Annotated in this window: 16 protein-coding genes; 5 read left to right on the forward strand and 11 right to left on the reverse strand. The window is 60.0% G+C overall.

Annotation, left to right across the window (positions count from 1 at the left end; translation table 11 throughout):
- Positions 1 to 7: 7 nt before the first annotated feature.
- Entirely contained in the window at positions 8 to 895 is an 888-nt protein-coding gene (gene htpX / locus ACP7EW_RS13640; protein WP_016978461.1) for a protease HtpX, read from the reverse strand.
- Between the two features lie 304 nt (positions 896 to 1,199).
- A complete protein-coding gene (locus ACP7EW_RS13645) occupies positions 1,200 to 2,411 on the reverse strand; it encodes a pyridoxal phosphate-dependent aminotransferase (protein ID WP_033901383.1) in 1,212 nt (403 codons plus the stop codon).
- A gap of 202 nt (positions 2,412 to 2,613) precedes the next feature.
- Between ACP7EW_RS13645 and msrB the strand changes: the two genes are divergently transcribed.
- The 3 genes from msrB (at position 2,614) to ACP7EW_RS13660 (ending at position 4,096) form a co-directional block, all read left to right on the forward strand.
- Positions 2,614 to 3,006 (forward strand): peptide-methionine (R)-S-oxide reductase MsrB, encoded by a 393-nt coding sequence (gene msrB, locus ACP7EW_RS13650; protein WP_033901384.1) that lies wholly within the window; start codon positions 2,614 to 2,616, stop codon positions 3,004 to 3,006.
- Positions 3,007 to 3,134: 128 nt separating this feature from the next.
- The gene (locus tag ACP7EW_RS13655) at positions 3,135 to 3,620 is read left to right on the forward strand and encodes a glutathione peroxidase (protein WP_426217605.1); all 486 of its coding nucleotides are present in this window, start codon (positions 3,135 to 3,137) and stop codon (positions 3,618 to 3,620) included.
- Positions 3,617 to 4,096, forward strand: coding sequence for a MarR family winged helix-turn-helix transcriptional regulator (locus ACP7EW_RS13660; RefSeq protein ID WP_033901386.1), 480 nt, complete (start codon positions 3,617 to 3,619; stop codon positions 4,094 to 4,096). The genes ACP7EW_RS13655 and ACP7EW_RS13660 overlap by 4 nt, the downstream gene beginning before the upstream one ends.
- Here ACP7EW_RS13660 and ACP7EW_RS13665 read toward each other — a convergent pair.
- Positions 4,050 to 6,359 carry a response regulator gene (locus ACP7EW_RS13665; RefSeq protein ID WP_426217607.1) on the reverse strand — a complete coding sequence of 770 codons (2,310 nt, stop codon included), beginning with the start codon at positions 6,357 to 6,359 and terminating at the stop codon, positions 4,050 to 4,052. The genes ACP7EW_RS13660 and ACP7EW_RS13665 overlap by 47 nt on opposite strands.
- A gap of 164 nt (positions 6,360 to 6,523) precedes the next feature.
- On the opposite strand from ACP7EW_RS13665, the gene ACP7EW_RS13670 reads away from it, so the two are divergent.
- Both ACP7EW_RS13670 and ACP7EW_RS13675 read left to right on the forward strand, forming a co-directional pair.
- A complete protein-coding gene (locus tag ACP7EW_RS13670) occupies positions 6,524 to 7,414 on the forward strand; it encodes an ATP-binding protein (RefSeq protein ID WP_061435858.1) in 891 nt (296 codons plus the stop codon).
- Positions 7,411 to 7,893, forward strand: a complete 483-nt coding sequence (locus tag ACP7EW_RS13675) for a GAF domain-containing protein (protein ID WP_426217609.1) — start codon at positions 7,411 to 7,413, stop codon at positions 7,891 to 7,893. The genes ACP7EW_RS13670 and ACP7EW_RS13675 overlap by 4 nt, the downstream gene beginning before the upstream one ends.
- A gap of 25 nt (positions 7,894 to 7,918) precedes the next feature.
- Here the strand turns inward: ACP7EW_RS13675 and ACP7EW_RS13680 are convergent, their stop codons facing one another.
- From ACP7EW_RS13680 to ACP7EW_RS13715, 8 genes are all read right to left on the reverse strand, one after another.
- Positions 7,919 to 11,554 carry a transporter substrate-binding domain-containing protein gene (locus ACP7EW_RS13680; protein WP_426217611.1) on the reverse strand — a complete coding sequence of 1,212 codons (3,636 nt, stop codon included), beginning with the start codon at positions 11,552 to 11,554 and terminating at the stop codon, positions 7,919 to 7,921.
- 8 nt (positions 11,555 to 11,562) lie between these two features.
- Positions 11,563 to 12,189, reverse strand: coding sequence for a response regulator transcription factor (locus ACP7EW_RS13685; RefSeq protein WP_038841965.1), 627 nt, complete (start codon positions 12,187 to 12,189; stop codon positions 11,563 to 11,565).
- A gap of 249 nt (positions 12,190 to 12,438) precedes the next feature.
- Positions 12,439 to 12,840: a response regulator gene (locus ACP7EW_RS13690; protein WP_426217614.1), complete on the reverse strand. Its 402-nt coding sequence runs from the start codon at positions 12,838 to 12,840 to the stop codon at positions 12,439 to 12,441.
- A 171-nt stretch (positions 12,841 to 13,011) separates the two neighbouring features.
- Entirely contained in the window at positions 13,012 to 14,343 is a 1,332-nt protein-coding gene (locus ACP7EW_RS13695) for a deoxyguanosinetriphosphate triphosphohydrolase (RefSeq protein WP_426217616.1), read from the reverse strand.
- Between the two features lie 71 nt (positions 14,344 to 14,414).
- The gene (locus tag ACP7EW_RS13700) at positions 14,415 to 15,578 is read right to left on the reverse strand and encodes an EAL domain-containing protein (RefSeq protein WP_269133297.1); all 1,164 of its coding nucleotides are present in this window, start codon (positions 15,576 to 15,578) and stop codon (positions 14,415 to 14,417) included.
- 92 nt (positions 15,579 to 15,670) lie between these two features.
- On the reverse strand, positions 15,671 to 16,012 hold the full coding sequence (locus ACP7EW_RS13705) for a hypothetical protein (RefSeq protein WP_426217618.1): 342 nt from the start codon (positions 16,010 to 16,012) through the stop codon (positions 15,671 to 15,673).
- On the reverse strand, positions 16,009 to 16,392 hold the full coding sequence (locus tag ACP7EW_RS13710; protein WP_033901397.1) for a phage holin family protein: 384 nt from the start codon (positions 16,390 to 16,392) through the stop codon (positions 16,009 to 16,011). The genes ACP7EW_RS13705 and ACP7EW_RS13710 overlap by 4 nt, the downstream gene beginning before the upstream one ends.
- Before the next feature lie 2 nt (positions 16,393 to 16,394).
- Positions 16,395 to 16,709, reverse strand: coding sequence for a DUF883 family protein (locus ACP7EW_RS13715; protein WP_012723021.1), 315 nt, complete (start codon positions 16,707 to 16,709; stop codon positions 16,395 to 16,397).
- Positions 16,710 to 16,818: the final 109 nt, after the last annotated feature.

Below are 16,818 nucleotides of genomic sequence, written 5' to 3' on the forward strand. Positions count from 1 at the left end.
CAAGTTATCAGCCCATACGACGCAGTGCGTCGATACGCTCTTCCAGCGGCGGGTGGCTCATGAACAGGCGAGCCATGCCCTGCTTGATGCCACCGTTGATGCCAAAGGCGGTCAGGCTGTCCGGCATATGCACCGGCAAGCCTTGTTCGGAGCGCAGGTGTTGCAGCGCTGCAATCATCGCCCCGGTACCGGCCAGGCGGGCACCGGCTTCATCTGCACGGAACTCTCTCTTGCGAGAGAACCACATAGTGATTGCACTGGCCAGGAAGCCCAGCACCAACTCGGCGAAGATGGTCGCTACGAAGTAGGCAATGCCGCGGCCGCCCTCGTTCTTGAAGATCACTTTGTCAACAAAGTTGCCGATGATCCGCGCGAAGAACATCACGAAGGTGTTCACCACGCCTTGTACCAGCGCCAGGGTGACCATGTCACCGTTGGCCACGTGGCCGATCTCGTGCGCCAGCACGGCCTTCACTTCATCGTAAGAGAAGCGTTCCAGCATGCCCTGGCTTACCGCAACGAGTGCGTCGTTCTTGTTCCAGCCGGTGGCAAAGGCGTTGGCTTCATAAGCCGGGAAGATCCCGACTTCAGGCATTTTGATACCGGCTTGGCGGGATAGCTCCTCGACGGTCTGCAGCAACCATTGCTCATGCCGGGTACGGGGCTGGGTGATCACCTGGGTGCTGGTGCTCATCTTTGCCATCCACTTGGAGATGAACAGCGAGAAGAGCGAGCCGGCAAAACCAAAGACCGCACAGAAAACCAGCAGCTGATTGAGGTTCAGGTCAACCCCGTTGGCCGCCATGAACCCATTGAAGCCGAAAAGGCTCAAGGTGATGCTGGCAATCAGCACGACCGCAAGGTTAGTGGCCAAGAACAGCAGGATGCGCATCATGGTTGTAGAGTTCTCCTCATGCTTAATATGTCGCGTACTGCGGGGTATATAAGGTGCGGCATGGGGTGATTCAACCGAGCGACTATTTCAAACTGTGTCCTACAGCCTGAATGTAGAGTCTCGAAGGGCATTTCCGATAGGGAAAAGACGGCTGAATCGGTTCGCCGGTGCCTCGCAGTCCCGTGAATACAGGGGGTAGCAGGCTTTTTCAGTCACGGCGAAGTGCCTGTACGGGGGAAAGCCAGAGAAGTGTTGCCAGATACTCGCTGTACGACCGATTGTCGGTCGTACAGCGTCGCTTCCGTTACTGGCGATAGGACTTGAGGAAGTTGCCGATGCGACCAATGGCCATCTCCAGGTCATCCACACGCGGCAATGTCACTACACGGAAGTGATCCGGCCACGGCCAGTTGAACGCGGTGCCTTGGACGACCAGCAGCTTTTCCGACAGCAGCAGGTCGAGCACGAACTTCTCGTCGTTGAAGATAGGGCATACCTTCGGGTCGATCCGCGGGAAGGCGTACAGCGCGCCCATGGGTTTCACGCAGCTCACGCCCGGAATCGCGTTGAGCAGTTCCCAAGTGCGGTTGCGCTGCTCCAGCAGGCGGCCTTGGGGCAGGACCAGGTCATTGATGCTCTGGTAGCCGCCCAGGGCGGTCTGGATGGCGTGTTGGCTCGGCACGTTGGCACACAGGCGCATGTTGGCCAGCATGTCGATGCCTTCGATGTAGCTCTGGGCGTTGTGCTTGGGACCGGAGATGGCGATCCAGCCGGAGCGGAAGCCCGCCACGCGGTAGGACTTGGACAAGCCGTTGAAGGTCAGGCACAGCAGGTCCGGTGCCAGGGAGGCGGTGCACACGTGCACGGCGTCGTCGTAGAGGATCTTGTCGTAGATCTCGTCGGAGAACACCACCAGGTTGTGCTGGCGTGCCAGTTCGAGCATGCCCAGCAACACTTCCTTGGAATACACCGCGCCGGTCGGGTTGTTCGGGTTGATGATCACCAGGGCCTTGGTGTTCGGGGTGATCTTGGCCTTGATGTCGGCCAGGTCCGGGAACCAGTCGGCGCCTTCGTCACACAGGTAGTGCACCGGATGGCCGCCCGCCAGGGTCACGGCGGCGGTCCACAGCGGATAGTCCGGCGCCGGTACCAACACTTCGTCGCCATTGTTGAGCAGGGCCTGCATGGACATCACGATCAGCTCGGACACGCCATTGCCCAGGTAGATGTCTTCGATGCCGACACCTTCGACCTGCTTTTGCTGGTAGTACTGCATGACCGCCTTACGTGCGCTGAACAGGCCTTTTGAGTCGCTGTAGCCCTGGGCGGTGGGCAGGTTGCGGATCACGTCCTGGAGGATTTCATCCGGCGCTTCGAAACCAAAGGGCGCCGGGTTGCCGATGTTCAGCTTGAGGATGCGATGGCCTTCCTCTTCCAGGCGTTTGGCGTGCTTGAGCACTGGGCCGCGAATGTCGTAGCAGACGTTGGCGAGCTTGTTCGATTTGCTGACCTGCATGGCGATGTGATCCTGAAAATGTACGATCCAGACGGTGTGGACACTACCGTACTGCGAATCCTGCGGGGCCCGCACCCATAAATACGTTTGAATGCCGGTAGCGCGGGTGCCAGACTGGCGTTTTGAAGAGGCGCAATCATACGTGCCGCCTGATCCATGGAAAAGACACAGATCAGGCTTTTTCAGTTGCCGAGGTGTACCGATGGAAAAGTTGCAGAAAACCGTTGAAGAATGGAAGGCGATGCTCGATCCGGAGCAATACAACGTGTGCCGTCTCAAGGGCACCGAACGACCTTTCAGCGGCAAGTACAACGCCACCAAGACGGATGGCGTATACCACTGCATTTGCTGCAACGAGCCGCTGTTCGACTCCACCACCAAGTTCGACTCCGGTTGCGGCTGGCCCAGCTTCTACGCGCCGATTGCCGACAGCGCGATGATCGAGATCCGTGACGTCAGTCACGGCATGATCCGCACCGAAGTCACCTGCGCCAAATGCGATGCCCACCTGGGGCACGTGTTCCCGGACGGCCCGCCGCCGACCGGCCTGCGTTACTGCATCAACTCGGTGTGCCTGGACCTGGTGCCGCGCTAGGTCTGCCAGCGCTCCTGCGGATAACGCGGGAGCGCCCTATAGCGGGCTATCATTCCGGTCAATTCAATTGCACACAATTTAATTGCCTACTATGTTTATCCTTCTTTCGACCTGACAGAGGCATTGCCATGAGCAACAACCTGCTGAGCATCCCTTGCACCACCATCAAGGGGGAGCAAAAGACTTTGGCCGATTTCGCCGGCAAGGCCATCCTGGTGGTCAATACCGCCAGCAAGTGCGGTTTCACCCCGCAATACAAGGGCCTGGAGCAGCTTTGGCAGCAATACAGGGATCAAGGGTTGGTGGTGTTGGGCTTCCCCTGCAATCAGTTCGGCAAGCAGGAACCGGGTAACGAAGGCACGATTTCCGAATTCTGCGAGCTGAACTTCGGTGTCAGCTTCCCACTGTTCAAGAAGATCGACGTAAATGGCAGCGACGCCCACCCATTGTTCGTGCAACTGAAACAACAGGCGCCGGGTTTGCTCGGTTCCAAGGGCATCAAGTGGAACTTCACCAAGTTCCTCATCGGCCGCGACGGCCAGGTAGTCAAGCGCTTTGCGCCGACCACCAAGCCGCAGGACCTGACCCAAGAGATCGAAGCCCTGCTCAAATGACCGTCTCCCTGGCGCTCGACCATCAACTGTGTTTCAAGCTCTACGCCGCCTCCAGGGCGGTGACCCGCGCGTACAAGCCCATGCTTGATCAGTTGGGCCTGACCTACCCGCAATACCTGGTGATGTTGGTGTTGTGGGAGTGGCACGTCGCAACGCCGCTGCAACCCACGGTCAAGGCGTTGGGTGAGCGCTTGATGCTGGATTCCGGCACGCTGACGCCGCTGCTCAAGCGCCTTGAGCAACTCAGTCTGGTCAGGCGCCAGCGCAGCGCCAAGGATGAGCGGGAAGTGCACTTGAGCCTGAGCGAAACCGGTGTGCAGCTGCGTGACCAGACTCATGGCCTCAAGACGCGGCTGCTGTGCGACAGCGGTATTGACCTGAACCAGGCTGACGCGCTGCGCGAGGGCTTGGACCAGTTGCTTCGACAGATCAGAGACTTGTCGTCTTCGGCACCCACAGCTCCAGCAAGCCACTGAGTTCCTCACGCCGGAACGGCTTGGCCAGGTAGTCATTCATGCCCGCAGCCCGGCAACGCTCGCGCTCTTCGGACAGCGCGTTGGCGGTCAAGGCAACGATTGGCAGGTCTGGCCAGCGCCCGCTGCGACGGATCTGCCGACTGGCCTCATAGCCGTCCATCACCGGCATATTGCAGTCCATCAACACCAGGTCGAAGCGTTGTTCCTCAAGGAATTTGAGCGCCTCGCCACCATGGGCTGCGACGATCACTTCACACCCCAGTTTGCTGAGCATGCCTTTGGCCACCAGTTGGTTGACCGGGTTGTCCTCCACCAACAGGATGCGCGCGCGGTGTGCCAAGGGCGCGGCCTCCATCTGGATCGGGTCTAGGATCAGTTGTGCGTCGCTGCGTAAGTTACGTTGCAGGATCTGATACAGCGCGTTGCGGCTCAGCGGGCGTGCCTGTTGTTGCAGCGGAGCGAGTGCCGCAACTTCTTCGCTGGGCATGAAATTGCCATAGGCGGTCACCAGCAGGATTGGCGCGCTGAGGGTGGGGCGCAGGCGAAACAGGCATTCCGGGCAGTCGGTGATCAGCAGGTCCGGGGTTTGCCCGCTCAAGTCATCGTCTTGCGAGTAGCAGCGAGGTGTCAGGCCCCAGTGAGGCAGCAGGGTGGTCAGCAGTTCGGTGAGGCCGCTGCCGGCATGGGTAATCGCGATGACCTCACCCTTGAGCGGCAGTGGCTGGACGGCGGGCAAATGGGTGGGCAGCGGCAGGTCGGCGCAAAACTGGCTACCGAAGCCCACTTCCGAACTGATGCTCAGTCGACCTTTCATCGCTTCACACAGGTTGTGCGTCAGCGCCAGGCCCAGGCCGGTGCCGCCGAACTGGCGAGTGATGCCGGCACCCGCCTGGGTGAAGGGCTGGAAGATCTTCACCTGGGCTTCCTGCGCAATGCCGATGCCGGTATCGCAGACCTCGATGCGTACCTGGCCCTCCCGCGCGCTGAGGCGAACATCTACCCGTCCGAAGCGCGTGAATTTCAGGGCGTTGGACAGCAGGTTGCTGACGATCTGCCGCACGCGAGTCGGGTCGCCCAGGACCTGCGCCGGAAAGTGCGGGTCGATCAGGCACGTCAGTTCGACGCTGGGCGCGGCGTTCTGTGACAACAGGTTGGCGGTGTCTTCCACCAACGAACCCAGGTCGAACGGGATGCGCTCCAACTCCAACTGGCCAGCGTCGAACTTGGACAGGTCGAGGATATCGTTGAGCAACTCCACCAGCACTTTACCCGAGTCATGGGCGATGGACAGTTGCTGGCGCTGTTCGGCGTTGAGCGGGCTGTCGAGTGACAGCGCGATCATCCCCAGCAGGCCGTTGAGCGGTGTGCGGATTTCGTGGCTCATGTTGGCGAGGAACGCCGCCCGTGCCTGGGCCATGCCCAGCGCGTGCATCTTTGCCGCTTCCAACTCATCGTTGGATTGGCTCAACCGCTGGTTGCTGGCCTTGAGCTCCAGGGTGCGGGCGGACACGATGTCTTCCAGTTGTCCCAGGTATTCGGTCAACCGATCTTCGGCGTGGCGGCGTTGCTGGATCTCCGTCTCCATGTTTTCGAACTGCTGGTTGGCCACGTTCACCAGCACGCCGATCTCATCGTGCTCGTGGCCGGGCGGGCAATCCAGGCGTGCCTGCCGGCGGTTGCTCAGCTCGCGGATGATGCGCACCAGCGGCTGGGTCAGCATCACGTAGAACAAGCCCAACAGGATGCCGGTCAGCAACAGGCTACGGACGAAGCCGTTGAGCAGGGTGATCTCGGCACGGCGCAGGAAACGGCTGCCAAAGGCATAGGTGTCGACGTCCAGGCGCAGCACCCCGAGGGACTCGTTGGGCATGTGATTAAGGAACAGCCGGTCTTCGAACTGACGGTTGGCGCCGAACAGGAAATCGCTGACAGGTCGGTAGGTGCTCTCCTTACGTGGGCGGTCGACATCGGCCAGCACCACGCCGTTGTTGTCGATCAACTGGGCATGAATGATGGCGGGGGAGTGCAGCAGGCCCAGGGCCAGTTCCTGGGCCAGTTCGGCGTCGATGTTGTAGGCGATGCGTGAGGCGGGGTTGTGGCTGATTTCGATCAGCGAGCGAATTTCACGGTTGATGGATGCGTCTTCGCTGGCATAATCAATGCCGATTTGGATCAGGCTGAGCAAGGTTCCCAAGACGAAACCGACCAGCACAGTCAATCTGGCTTGTTTATAAGACAAGCGGTGGGCGAACTTGATATCCATCGAGTGTTGAACCACTTCACGTTTCCCTTCGCCCGGCAAGCATAGCTGAACATCCACAGGCTCTGGCTTACCCGGCATGAATCGTTTTTTTACGCAGCCTCGTGCGGTCTGCCGCAGGGTTGCCAATACGCCATCTTTTGCAAGAACTTGCCAGAGGAATAATCGTGGATGCTCGATTGAATGCGTTTCTTGAACGGGCCGATGCAGTGCTCGCCCGCCTGGAACCCTTGTTACCCGCGCCCCGCCAAACCATCGATTGGAACCACTGCCTGGCTGCCCGCTGGCAGCGTGAAGGCCGCACGGGTTTCCTGTTGCCGTTGGATGTAAGCCTGGAGATGCGCCTGTCCGACCTGATCGGTGTGGACAAGCAACGTGAAACACTGGCGCGCAATACCCAGCAATTCATCGACGGCCTGCCTGCCAACCATGCACTGCTGTGGGGTTCGCGTGGCACCGGCAAATCCTCCATGGTGCGTGCCTTGCTGGCCCAGCATGCCAAGGCCGGCTTGCGCCTGATCGAAATCGAGCGCGACCATTTGGCCGACCTGCCACGCGTGGTTGAACAACTGGTCAAGCTGCCGCAGCGGTTTATCCTGTTCTGTGACGACCTGTCGTTCGAGGCCGGTGAAGGCGATTACCGCGTGCTTAAAAGCGTGCTTGACGGCTCCCTGGAGCAGGCCCCGGAAAACGTGCTGTTGTATGCCACCTCCAACCGCCGTCACCTGGTGCCGGAAAACCAGAGCGACAACGACAACTGGAAACGCGTGGACGGCGAGTTGCACCCGAGCGAAGCGGTGGAAGACAAGATTGCCTTGTCCGACCGCTTTGGCTTGTGGTTGTCGTTCTACCCCTTCACACAAGAACATTTCCTGGATGTGGTGGAGCACTGGATCGGCGAGCTGGCCAGCAAGGCCGGTTTGCAGTGGCAGCGCGATGAAGCCCTCGACATCCTGGCCGTGCGCTGGGCGACCGGACGCGGCAACCGCAACGGTCGTTGCGCTTATCAATTCGCCCGTTACTGGGTAGGCCTCAAATTGCTGGAGCTGCAACCATGATCGATCTACAAAGCGCTGGCACTGGCCTTGATGGCTACGCCATGCTCTATGCGCAACTGGAGTCGCTGCTGGCCGATGAGCGGGATTTCATTGCCAACAGTGCGCAGTTTTCTGCGTTCCTGTTCAACCAGTTGGACGACTTGAACTGGGCTGGCTTCTACCTCAACCGTAACGAAGAGCTGGTGCTGGGCCCGTTCCAGGGCCAGATCGCCTGCGTGCGCATTCCGTTTGGCCGTGGCGTGTGCGGTGCAGCGGCCGCCTCGCGGCAGACCCAGCGCGTGGAAGATGTGCATGCGTTCCCAGGGCATATCGCCTGTGACAGCGCGTCCAACAGCGAACTGGTGGTGCCGTTGGTCAAGGACGGCCAACTGATTGGCGTGCTTGACCTCGACAGCCCGTCGTTGGCGCGTTTCACCGTCCAGGACCAGGCGGGTATCGAACAGCTGGCGGCGATCTTCCTGCGCTTGACCGACTGCTGATCACGGGAGGGGCGGCCTGCGCCCCTTACTGTCCCTCCAGGCCGTGAAGCTGCCCTTGCAGCAACCTCTCCAGTTCCAGCATGAGTTTTTCCAGGGCTTTTGCCCCGGCTTCGATCACCGCCCAGTCATCCTCACGGGCGCACGCCTGTTCAAGGGTTTCACACTGCCCAGCCAGTGGGGTCGCCTGAACAATGCGCGCAGCGCCCTTGATTTTGTGGGCCTGTTCGGTGATCTCCTGGAGCGGGGCGTGTGCACTGATCAGCGCCGCCAGTTCCTGGCGATCATGCCGACTGCTGTTCAACAGTTCTTCCAGCAAACGCCAGCTCAATTGTGGGTCGCCACCGGTGAGGGCCTCGAAGTTGCCGAGGTCCAGGTGCAGGTCAGTGGTTTGCGGGGCGATCTTTGCCAGTTGCCGTTCCAGTGCCGTGAGGCTGATCGGTTTGAACAGGCAGTCGTTCATGCCCGCGTCGGCACAACGCTGCTTCTCTTCGGGCTGGGCATTGGCGGTAAACCCCAGCACCACGCAGGGCGCCAGCTGCTCGCGCTGTTCGTACTCGCGGATCGAGCGACTCAGCTCATAGCCATTCATGATGGGCATGTTGCAGTCGGCGATCACCAAGTCGAAACGCTCCTGACGCCAGGCCTGGAAACCGGCGGCGCCATTCTGGGCGGCGCTGAACTGATGCCCCAGGTAGCCCAGTTGCTGGCACATCAGCAAGCGGTTTGCGGGATGGTCGTCCACGACCAGCACGTTCAGCACTGGCGCGCTTGCAGGTGCCTCAGGCTTGTATTCAAGCACCGGCTGTTCCGGCTGAAGACGGGTCATGTTCAGGCTGATATGCACCTGGGTACCCACCATCGGCACGCTGCTCAGGCTCAATTGTCCACCCATCATCGCGCACAGGCTGCGGCAGATCACCAACCCAAGGCCAGCGCCGCTCCTGGCAAGCTGCCCGGAATTGTCGGCCTGGGCAAAGGGCTCGAACAGGCGCAACTGATCATCCCGACTGATCCCTATGCCGGTGTCCTCAACCACCAGTTTCATCTCGACCTGCTGCGCCAGTTCGGTGGGCAACACCTCGACCTTGACTTTCACCTGGCCGCGCTCGGTGAACTTGATCGCATTACTGACCAGGTTCGACAGCACCTGCTTGAAGCGCAGAGGGTCGATCAAGACTTCGGTGTCATCCAGGTTGGGGTTGAACTCAAGCGACAGGCTGAGGGTTTTCTGGCGTGCCAGGCCGTCGAACACGCGCACCACCGACTCGATCACCTCCCGCAGGTTGACACGCTCCGGCGCGAGGCTCAGGCGGCCGGATTCGATGCGCGCGATGTCGAGGATATCGCCGATCAGTTCGAGCAGGTCCCTGGCCGAGTTGTACGCCACTTCAATGGCCGGGCGATCAAGATGACCCTGGTCGGCGCGCTTGAGGGTGAGTTCGAGCATGCCGATCACCGCGTTCATCGGCGTGCGGATTTCATGGCTCATGGTGGCGAGGAACGTGCTCTTGGCCCGGTTGGCCTCGTCGGCGCGTTCTTTGGCCGCGCGGATTTCATCGAACAGCTGGCGTCGTTCGCTGATGTCGATCCAGCCGCCAATAATGCCTTGCACCTCTCCAGTCGAGTCACGGTAGGGCAGGATCCAGTGGTAGATCGTCAGCTTCTTCCCTTGGATATGCAGCGTGCGGTCAAGGATCAGTGGGTTACCTTCGGCCATCACGCGCTGATAGTCGGCATGGTATTGCGTCGCATCGGTTTCAAGGGCGGCGCTCATCTGGATGGCGCTTTTGCCGATCACGTCTTCGCGCTTGACGTTGAACACCTGCAAGTAGCTGTCGTTGCAGGTCTGCAGCAAGCCTTTGCGGTCACGTACGTAGATGGGGTGCGGGGTTTCGTTGACCAAAGCCCGCATGAACTCGAACTGATCATTGAGGGCGCGCTCGGCCATTTTTCGATGCTTGATCTGACGGCGCATGTAGGCGTTCCAGCTCAGGGAGATCAGCAGCAAAAGCCCGGTGCCGATGATGATGCGCGCGATCAGTTGGTGATAGTTGCGCCAATAGCTGTCGGAGGCGGCGGTGTAACCGCGCCAGCGACTGTTGATGACCCCCAGCTCATCCGGTGCGATGCTCAGCATGGCCTTGTCGAGAATCGAGCTGAGTTCGGTGGCGTTGCGTGAGGTGGCCAGCGAAAATTTAGCCGGCGTGGTGCCAATACTGAAACTGATCTGGACCTTGTCCTGAAACATGGAGGACGAGAGGTAATAGTTGGCGATGACCAAGCTGTTCACGGCACCGTCGACCTGTCCTTGCACCAGCAGCTCGGCGGCTTTGAAATTGTCGCCTGTTGCGATCACTTGAATGGTTGGGAAGTGCTCGCGCAGGAACGTCGCCATTGGGCTGCCTTCAGTGACAGCCACGCGTTTGCCTTCCATTTCCTCCAGGCTGGTCGCCGACTGGTTTTCCTTGCGTGTCAACATCACGTACGAGTTTTCCAGGTAGGGCCGGCTGAAGTTCAACCGGGCTTCCCGTTCCGTGCTGGGAACGATGGCGCCAATGATGTCGGCCTTCCCTGCGCCGACCTGTTCGATCATTGACTGAACGACGCGCTCACGTTGGATTTCAAAACGCAGCCCTGTGCGCAGGCGAACCAGTTCCAGCAGGTCGGCGGTGATGCCACGGAAGTTGCCATCGGCGTCGAAGAACGACAGGGGGGCAAAGGTCTCGTTCACGATCACCTTGACCACCGGATGCTCCTGTAGCCAGCGCTCTTCGCGTTGTGTCAGTTGCAGTTTCTGGTCGGTCAGCAAGATATCGCTGCCGGCGCTCCAGCGTTTGGCAATCGCTTCCCGTTCATTGGTGGGCACGGCCGTCAGTACGGCGTCGACAATGCTCAAGAGCGTCTGCTGGTGTTGGGGCATGGCGAAGCTGAACCCGTAGGCTTCGTGTTTGCCGAAGTTGGCCATGCGGATGTTCTTCAGGTAGCCCTTGTTGATCATGTAATGAGTGGAAATGGTATCGCCGAGGAATACATCCGCCTGGTCGAACGCCACCGCATTCAAGGCGTTTTGATAAGAGGGATAAGCGCGCAGGGTCGCCTTGGGGTACAGTTTTTCCACCTCGCGCAAGGGCAGGTAGTGGTAGACCAGCGCCAGGCGCATGCCGGCCAGGCCATTGGTCAGGCTGCGGGTCTCTCCTTCGCGGGTGACGAGGACCGGCTGGTCCACCGCATAGGGCTCTGACAGCGTGAGGTTTGGGTTGGCCGCCTCAAAACCGTTGGAGGATCCCAGCAAATCGATAGCCCCCATTTCAAGCGCGCGGATCGCGGCCTCGCGAGAGGGGTAGCGCAATACTTTCACCGGCAGGGCCAGCGCCTTGGCCAGCAGGCCGGCGTAATCAGCGGTGAGACCCTCGTAGTCACGTCCGCTGGACGTGAGGTCGAAAGGTGGGTAATCAGGCGCCGCAGTACCCAGCACCAACTCGCGCTTGTTTTGCAGCCATTGGCGTTGAGCCTTGTTCAGGTGGGTTTCCAGTTGAACCGAGCCTGCACGACTCAACAAGGCGAAATGTTCCGGGCCCGTTGGCGGGTTCGCAAGTACCACGGTGCTGAAGCACAAACCGGCACTCAATATAATCAGATAGTCCTTTATACGCCTGGGCATCCGCTTTCTCACACTAGCGCGTTTCGTTTTGCCATCTCGATAAGTTCTACCAAGGACTTGGCTTGAAGTTTCTGCATCAGCCTCTTTTTATAAGTGCTTACTGTTTTGTTACTCAGAAACATGCCCTTGGCAATTTCCTTGTTGGTTCGTCCTTGTGCAAAAAGTTGCAATACCATCAGTTCCCGGTCATTGACGGTCTTGAATAGTTCAAGCTCCTGGGATTCGACGCTATCGACACCATTGGTATTCAGTGCCTGGCTGGGGAAGTAGTTGTAACCGGATAACACTGCACGGATGGCGCTCAGCAACTCGCTCAGGTCGCCTTCCTTGCACACGTAGCCATCGGCACCCGAACGCATGCAGCGTGTGGCGAACAGGGTGGGCGATTGGGCGGTCAGTATCAGGGTTTTCATCGGGGTGTTCATGGCGTTGAAGCGGCAGAGCACTTCGAGGCCATCCAGCTTGGGAATGCTGATATCCAGGATAATCAGGTCAGGCAGGCATTCGCGTACCATTTGTATGGCGTCGCACCCGTTATCGGTTTCGCCCACGACTTTATAGCCTTCGTGTTCCAATAACATACGGATGGCGAGCCGTATAACCGGGTGGTCATCGATAATAAAAACTGAGTTCATGATCACATTCCGTACAAGTGCAAATAAAGCGGGCACATTAGCTCAGAAGAGGAGGGAGGAGCATGAGTCGAAGGGTGAGTAGATATAAAACAGGAAAAATCCTACATTAAAAAAGGTAATGGCCTACCGGCTGCTGAGGCTTGGTGAAGCGCTACGTCGAGGCTTTGAACGTGAATAGGCTACCGGTTGCTGCTATGGATTTAACTGATGTTGTGCTGTCGTCTTTCGTCGGCTCATTATGTTTAATTCCTACATTTTTAACTTGAGTAATGGGCAGAGCAAGTGTGCAAGTTCATCCTTGTTCAGCGGCTTCGATAGATAGCCAAGCAGTGGCAGGCCACGGTCCATGGCTTGGCTTATCAGGCTGGCGAGTTCCGCCACCGGTAAACCGCTTAACAGGATGGCGGTCGTGGTAAAGCGTCGGCGACTGGCAATTTCAATCAGTTCGAGTCCCGGTAAGTCGGGTAGGCATTGGTCACACAAGATGATGTCGAAAGGCACCTCGGCCTGCGACATCAAGCAGATTGCCTGCTCGGCGCTTTCGGCCGGCGTCAGTCTTGCGAAGCCGAAGCTTCTGAGCAGGTATTGGGTGGCGAGGAGTTGGAACGGGTGATCCTCCACCAGCAGGATACGGAGCGAGTAACTGGGCATTGGGGCCACACGTTGAGTCAAGCATCGAGGGAGGGCGCGTAGGACCAGGTCGCCAGGGTCGCCCGGAGCGTGCGTGATTATTCATCGAGTGGTTGTGCGAATTCGATCAGGCCGCTCTGTTCCCGTCGTAGGTCGATTCCTTTCAAGAAACAGGCGGCATGATCGTGGTCGTTACTGAGGGCTGGAACGTCCGGTCATTTCCCGGGCCATCTCGGTGGCATAGCTGTCGGTCATGCCGGCGATAAAGTCGATCATGCGCAGGAACGACGCGTGCAGCGGCCATTCAGGGTTCGGCGCATTGTTGCCCAGCAGATCGAGAATGCGCCGGTTCTTGAACGATGGTGTACGCCCGCCATGCTGCTCCAGTGCCGCACCGCAGAACGCATTCAAGAGAATTTCCAGGGTGGTGTAGGCGCCGATCTCATGCAGGGTCTTGCGCTTGTCCTGGAAAATCTTCTTGCGCGCCATGTCCTTGGCATCCAGCACGCAACGCTTGGCCGGGCCGTGCATGTGCTCCACCAGGTCGCCGGGAAGGGTGCCGGCGAGCAGGGCGTCCTGTTGCTCGACGAAGGCCTGTGCCGCTGCGTTGGTCAGATGCTCGATGGCCTTGCCGCGCAGGATCGCCAGCTTGCGTCGGCGCGAGTCCTGGGCGCCCAGTTGGCGATAGGTCTGGGGCAGGTCATCGCCCACCAGGTTGAGCAGCAGCGACTCGACTTCGGCGTATTCGAGCAACTCCATTTCCAGGCCGTCTTCCAGGTCGATCAGGGCGTAGCAGATGTCATCCGCCGCCTCAATCAGGTACACCAGCGGGTGCCGGGCCCAGCGCTGTTCTTCGAGTTGTGGCAGGCCGAGCCTGTGGGCGATCTGTTCGAGGATCGGCAGTTCGCTCTGGTAGCAGCCGAACTTGTGTTTCTTGTAGCCCAGGGAGTCGGCGTGGCGGGCAGTCCAGGGGTATTTCAGATAGGTGCCCAGGGTGGCGTAGGTCAGCCGGGTGCCACCGTCGAACTGGTGGTACTCAAGCTGGGTCAGTACGCGGAAGCCTTGGGCGTTGCCTTCAAAATTCAGGAAGTCATTGCGCTCTGCGCTGCTCATGTCGTCCAGCCAGCCACGTCCTGCGGCTTGTTGGAACCAGTGGCGGATGGCGTCTTCGCCGGAGTGCCCGAACGGTGGGTTGCCGATGTCATGGGCCAGGCAGGCCGACTGCACCACCATGCCCAGGTCGCTTGGGTCGCACCAGTCGGGCAGGGCGCTGCGCAGGGTTTCGCCGACGCGCATGCCGAGGGAGCGACCCACGCAGCTCACTTCCAGGGAATGGGTCAGACGCGTGTGAATATGGTCGTTGCTCGAGACCGGGTGCACTTGGGTCTTGCGGCCCAGGCGACGAAATGCGCCGGAGAAGATAATACGGTCATGGTCTTTGTGAAACGGGCTACGGCCCAGTTCTTCCGGGCTGTGCAGCGGTTTGCCAAGACGTTCGCGAGTCAGCAGGGTGGGCCAATCCAAGGCGGGTACTCTCCGTGCGGTGAATGACCCTCCCAGCTTCCCGGTTCAGCGCGGCCTGGGCAAGCGAAAATCTACAGCCCGGCCGCGTCGATATCGATTAACAGCAAGCGCTGACCGTTATCGAAGAATTGTCCGGCCGTGAGGCAATACTGATTGGTGGTGGCGTCGCGGTAGGTCGAGGACAGCGTCAGGCGCCGCTCCTCCCAGCCCTCGGCCAACAGGTGATAGAAGTACGGACGCCAAGACCAGTTGTGGCCCAGGTAACGGCTGTCGGACTGCCAGGCATCCTGGCGCCACTCAAAGTTCGGTGTGAGTTGGGTGCCGTGCCGGTCGCACTGGTAGAAGCGCAGCAGCCAGGGAAACGCCGGCAGTTGCGGCAGTTGGTTCAGCGGCGCCTGGGCCTGGGCCCAGGTTTGCAGGATCTTCATCAATTCGGCCAACTGCTGGCGCAGTTGCATGACGCGGCCGCGTTCTGCCAGCTTTTGCTGGACGTACACCGTGCGCAACTGGGCGAAACGCGGCACGAAGGCGTCGGCGGCGAACCAGTCCAACTGCGCCTGGGCAAACAGATAGCCCTGCACATAGCGCGAACCGCACTCCAGGGCGAAGCTCAATTGCGCCTCGGTTTCCACGCCTTCGGCAATGATCCAGCAGCCGGTCTTCTCGGCCATCTGCGCCAGGGCTCGCACCACTTCGCTGCTCGGTCCACCACGGGCGGCCTCCTGGAACAGGCGCATGTCCAGCTTGAGGATATCCGGTTGCAACGCCAGCACTCGGTCGAGCTGGGAGTAACCGGCGCCAAAGTCGTCGATGGCAATGCGCGCACCGGCTTCGCGATAGCGCGCCACCACGTCGGCCAGGCGCCGGATGTCGCCACCCAGTTCGGTGATCTCGAACACGATGCGCTGCGGGTCGACGCCATGGTGGTGGATCTGCTTCAGGCTTGGCAGGGCCTGGCCCGGTCGCAGGCGATTGATCCAGCGTGGCGAGATGTTCAGGCTCAGGAACCAGTCTTCGGGCGCTTCGTGCAAGCGGCTCAGCGCGTTGTCGCGAATCTGCCGGTCGAGTCGGCGCAAGGTCACGCCCGGCGTGCGCGGGTCAGCGAACAGCGGGCCCACGGACTGCAAGCGGCCATCAGCCTGGCGCAGGCGGCCCAGGGCCTCGACGCCGGCAATTCGGCCGGTGGCGGTGTCGATAAACGGCTGGAAGCAGGCGAGCGGTTGCCCGTCGATCACGGGGCCTCCTTAGAAACATTGGCGAAAAAAGGCCCGGCCCTCGAAAACGAGGGCCGGGCCGATTCTGTTAGCAAGAATGCAGCCAGCCAGGCTCAACTTTTACGCGAAGAGCCCTGCATGGCCAGTTTGATCAACGGGATCAAGCCGGCACCGAGGCGCACCAGGCGCGTCAAGCTGCCAATGCCGCCGCCCTTGGCACCTTTGCCGGTAAAGAACCCCATCAGGGTCACCGCGGCCACGCCCCACAGCGGCGCGTGCTTGATGCCCAGGCTGTCCTGCCAGTTGCTGCCCATATTGCGCACCTTGTTCAAGGGCAGCATCAGTTGCTGGGACTCGTGGCGGATCTCCTGACGGTGAATTTCCATGCGCAGGCGGATCAACGCCTTGCGCATTTCCCGACGGGAGGTGGTTTGCGGGATTTCAGTGATGCTCATGGCAGCAGGCGCTCCCGATCATTGGCCAGCTCTTCAAGGGTGGCGTGGAAGGGCGTGGACTCATCGAATACCGCCGCCTTCAAGCGTACCCCGCAAAACGCGGCGGCCAGGGTATAGAACACGCAGAGGCAGATGATCCCGGTCAGGCGGTAGCCGGTGTCCCACACCAGGATCATCACCAGGGTCGACAACCCCACCAGCAACAGCAGCGCAAATACCAGCGCCAGGCCGGCAAACAGCAACAGGCTGACGGTGCGGGCCTTTTGTTCCTGCAACTCGATGCCAAACAATTCGACGTGGCTGTGCAGCAAGCCCAGCACGGCCGCGCCCAGACGTCTTGAGGTGGTGCCCGTGGACGAGCCCGTTTCGCCGATAGACATGGTTAGCGCCTTGTGGCCAGCAGGCCGATCAGAAAGCCCACGCCGGCGGCAATGCCCACCGACTGCCAAGGGTTGGCTTGCACATAATCTTCGGTCGCAGTGACCGCCGCCTGGCCGCGTTCGCGCAGGGAATCTTCGGTCTGCTTCAAGGTTTCACGGGCCTGCAACAGCGTGTCGTGAATTTTTGCGCGCAGCTCATCAGCCTGGTCGCCCGCCAGCACTTTGGTGTCGTCCAGCAACCGTTCGGTGTCAGTCACCAGGGTTTGAAAATCCGCCATCAGTATTTCTTGAGCAGTCTTTGCAGTTCTTCTGGCCATGGTTATCTCCGTGATTGGCTGATCTGTACGTTTCGAGTCACCGGCTTCGGTGAAGGTTCAGTGCAATTGTGTGGTACAGCTTTTGCTTTGCCTTGGTGCGCAGGCCCCG

Source organism: Pseudomonas sp. DWRC2-2 (assembly GCF_049897885.1).
Classification (GTDB): Bacteria; Pseudomonadota; Gammaproteobacteria; order Pseudomonadales; family Pseudomonadaceae; genus Aquipseudomonas; species Aquipseudomonas azotoformans_A.

Excerpts from the sequence above, each read along its gene's own strand:
- ACP7EW_RS13675 (WP_426217609.1), top strand. The coding sequence starts at position 7,411 with ATGATCGATCTACAAAGCGCTGGCACTGGCCTTGATGGCTACGCCATG.
- ACP7EW_RS13660 (WP_033901386.1), top strand. The coding sequence starts at position 3,617 with ATGACCGTCTCCCTGGCGCTCGACCATCAACTGTGTTTCAAGCTCTAC.
- htpX (WP_016978461.1), bottom strand. The coding sequence starts at position 895 with ATGATGCGCATCCTGCTGTTCTTGGCCACTAACCTTGCGGTCGTGCTG.
- ACP7EW_RS13705 (WP_426217618.1), bottom strand. The coding sequence starts at position 16,012 with ATGAGCATCACTGAAATCCCGCAAACCACCTCCCGTCGGGAAATGCGC.
- ACP7EW_RS13645 (WP_033901383.1), bottom strand. The coding sequence starts at position 2,411 with ATGCAGGTCAGCAAATCGAACAAGCTCGCCAACGTCTGCTACGACATT.
- msrB (WP_033901384.1), top strand. The coding sequence starts at position 2,614 with ATGGAAAAGTTGCAGAAAACCGTTGAAGAATGGAAGGCGATGCTCGAT.
- ACP7EW_RS13690 (WP_426217614.1), bottom strand. The coding sequence starts at position 12,840 with ATGCCCAGTTACTCGCTCCGTATCCTGCTGGTGGAGGATCACCCGTTC.
- ACP7EW_RS13715 (WP_012723021.1), bottom strand. The coding sequence starts at position 16,709 with ATGGCCAGAAGAACTGCAAAGACTGCTCAAGAAATACTGATGGCGGAT.
- ACP7EW_RS13665 (WP_426217607.1), bottom strand. The coding sequence starts at position 6,359 with ATGGATATCAAGTTCGCCCACCGCTTGTCTTATAAACAAGCCAGATTG.
- ACP7EW_RS13685 (WP_038841965.1), bottom strand. The coding sequence starts at position 12,189 with ATGAACTCAGTTTTTATTATCGATGACCACCCGGTTATACGGCTCGCC.
- ACP7EW_RS13710 (WP_033901397.1), bottom strand. The coding sequence starts at position 16,392 with ATGTCTATCGGCGAAACGGGCTCGTCCACGGGCACCACCTCAAGACGT.
- ACP7EW_RS13680 (WP_426217611.1), bottom strand. The coding sequence starts at position 11,554 with ATGCCCAGGCGTATAAAGGACTATCTGATTATATTGAGTGCCGGTTTG.
- ACP7EW_RS13655 (WP_426217605.1), top strand. The coding sequence starts at position 3,135 with ATGAGCAACAACCTGCTGAGCATCCCTTGCACCACCATCAAGGGGGAG.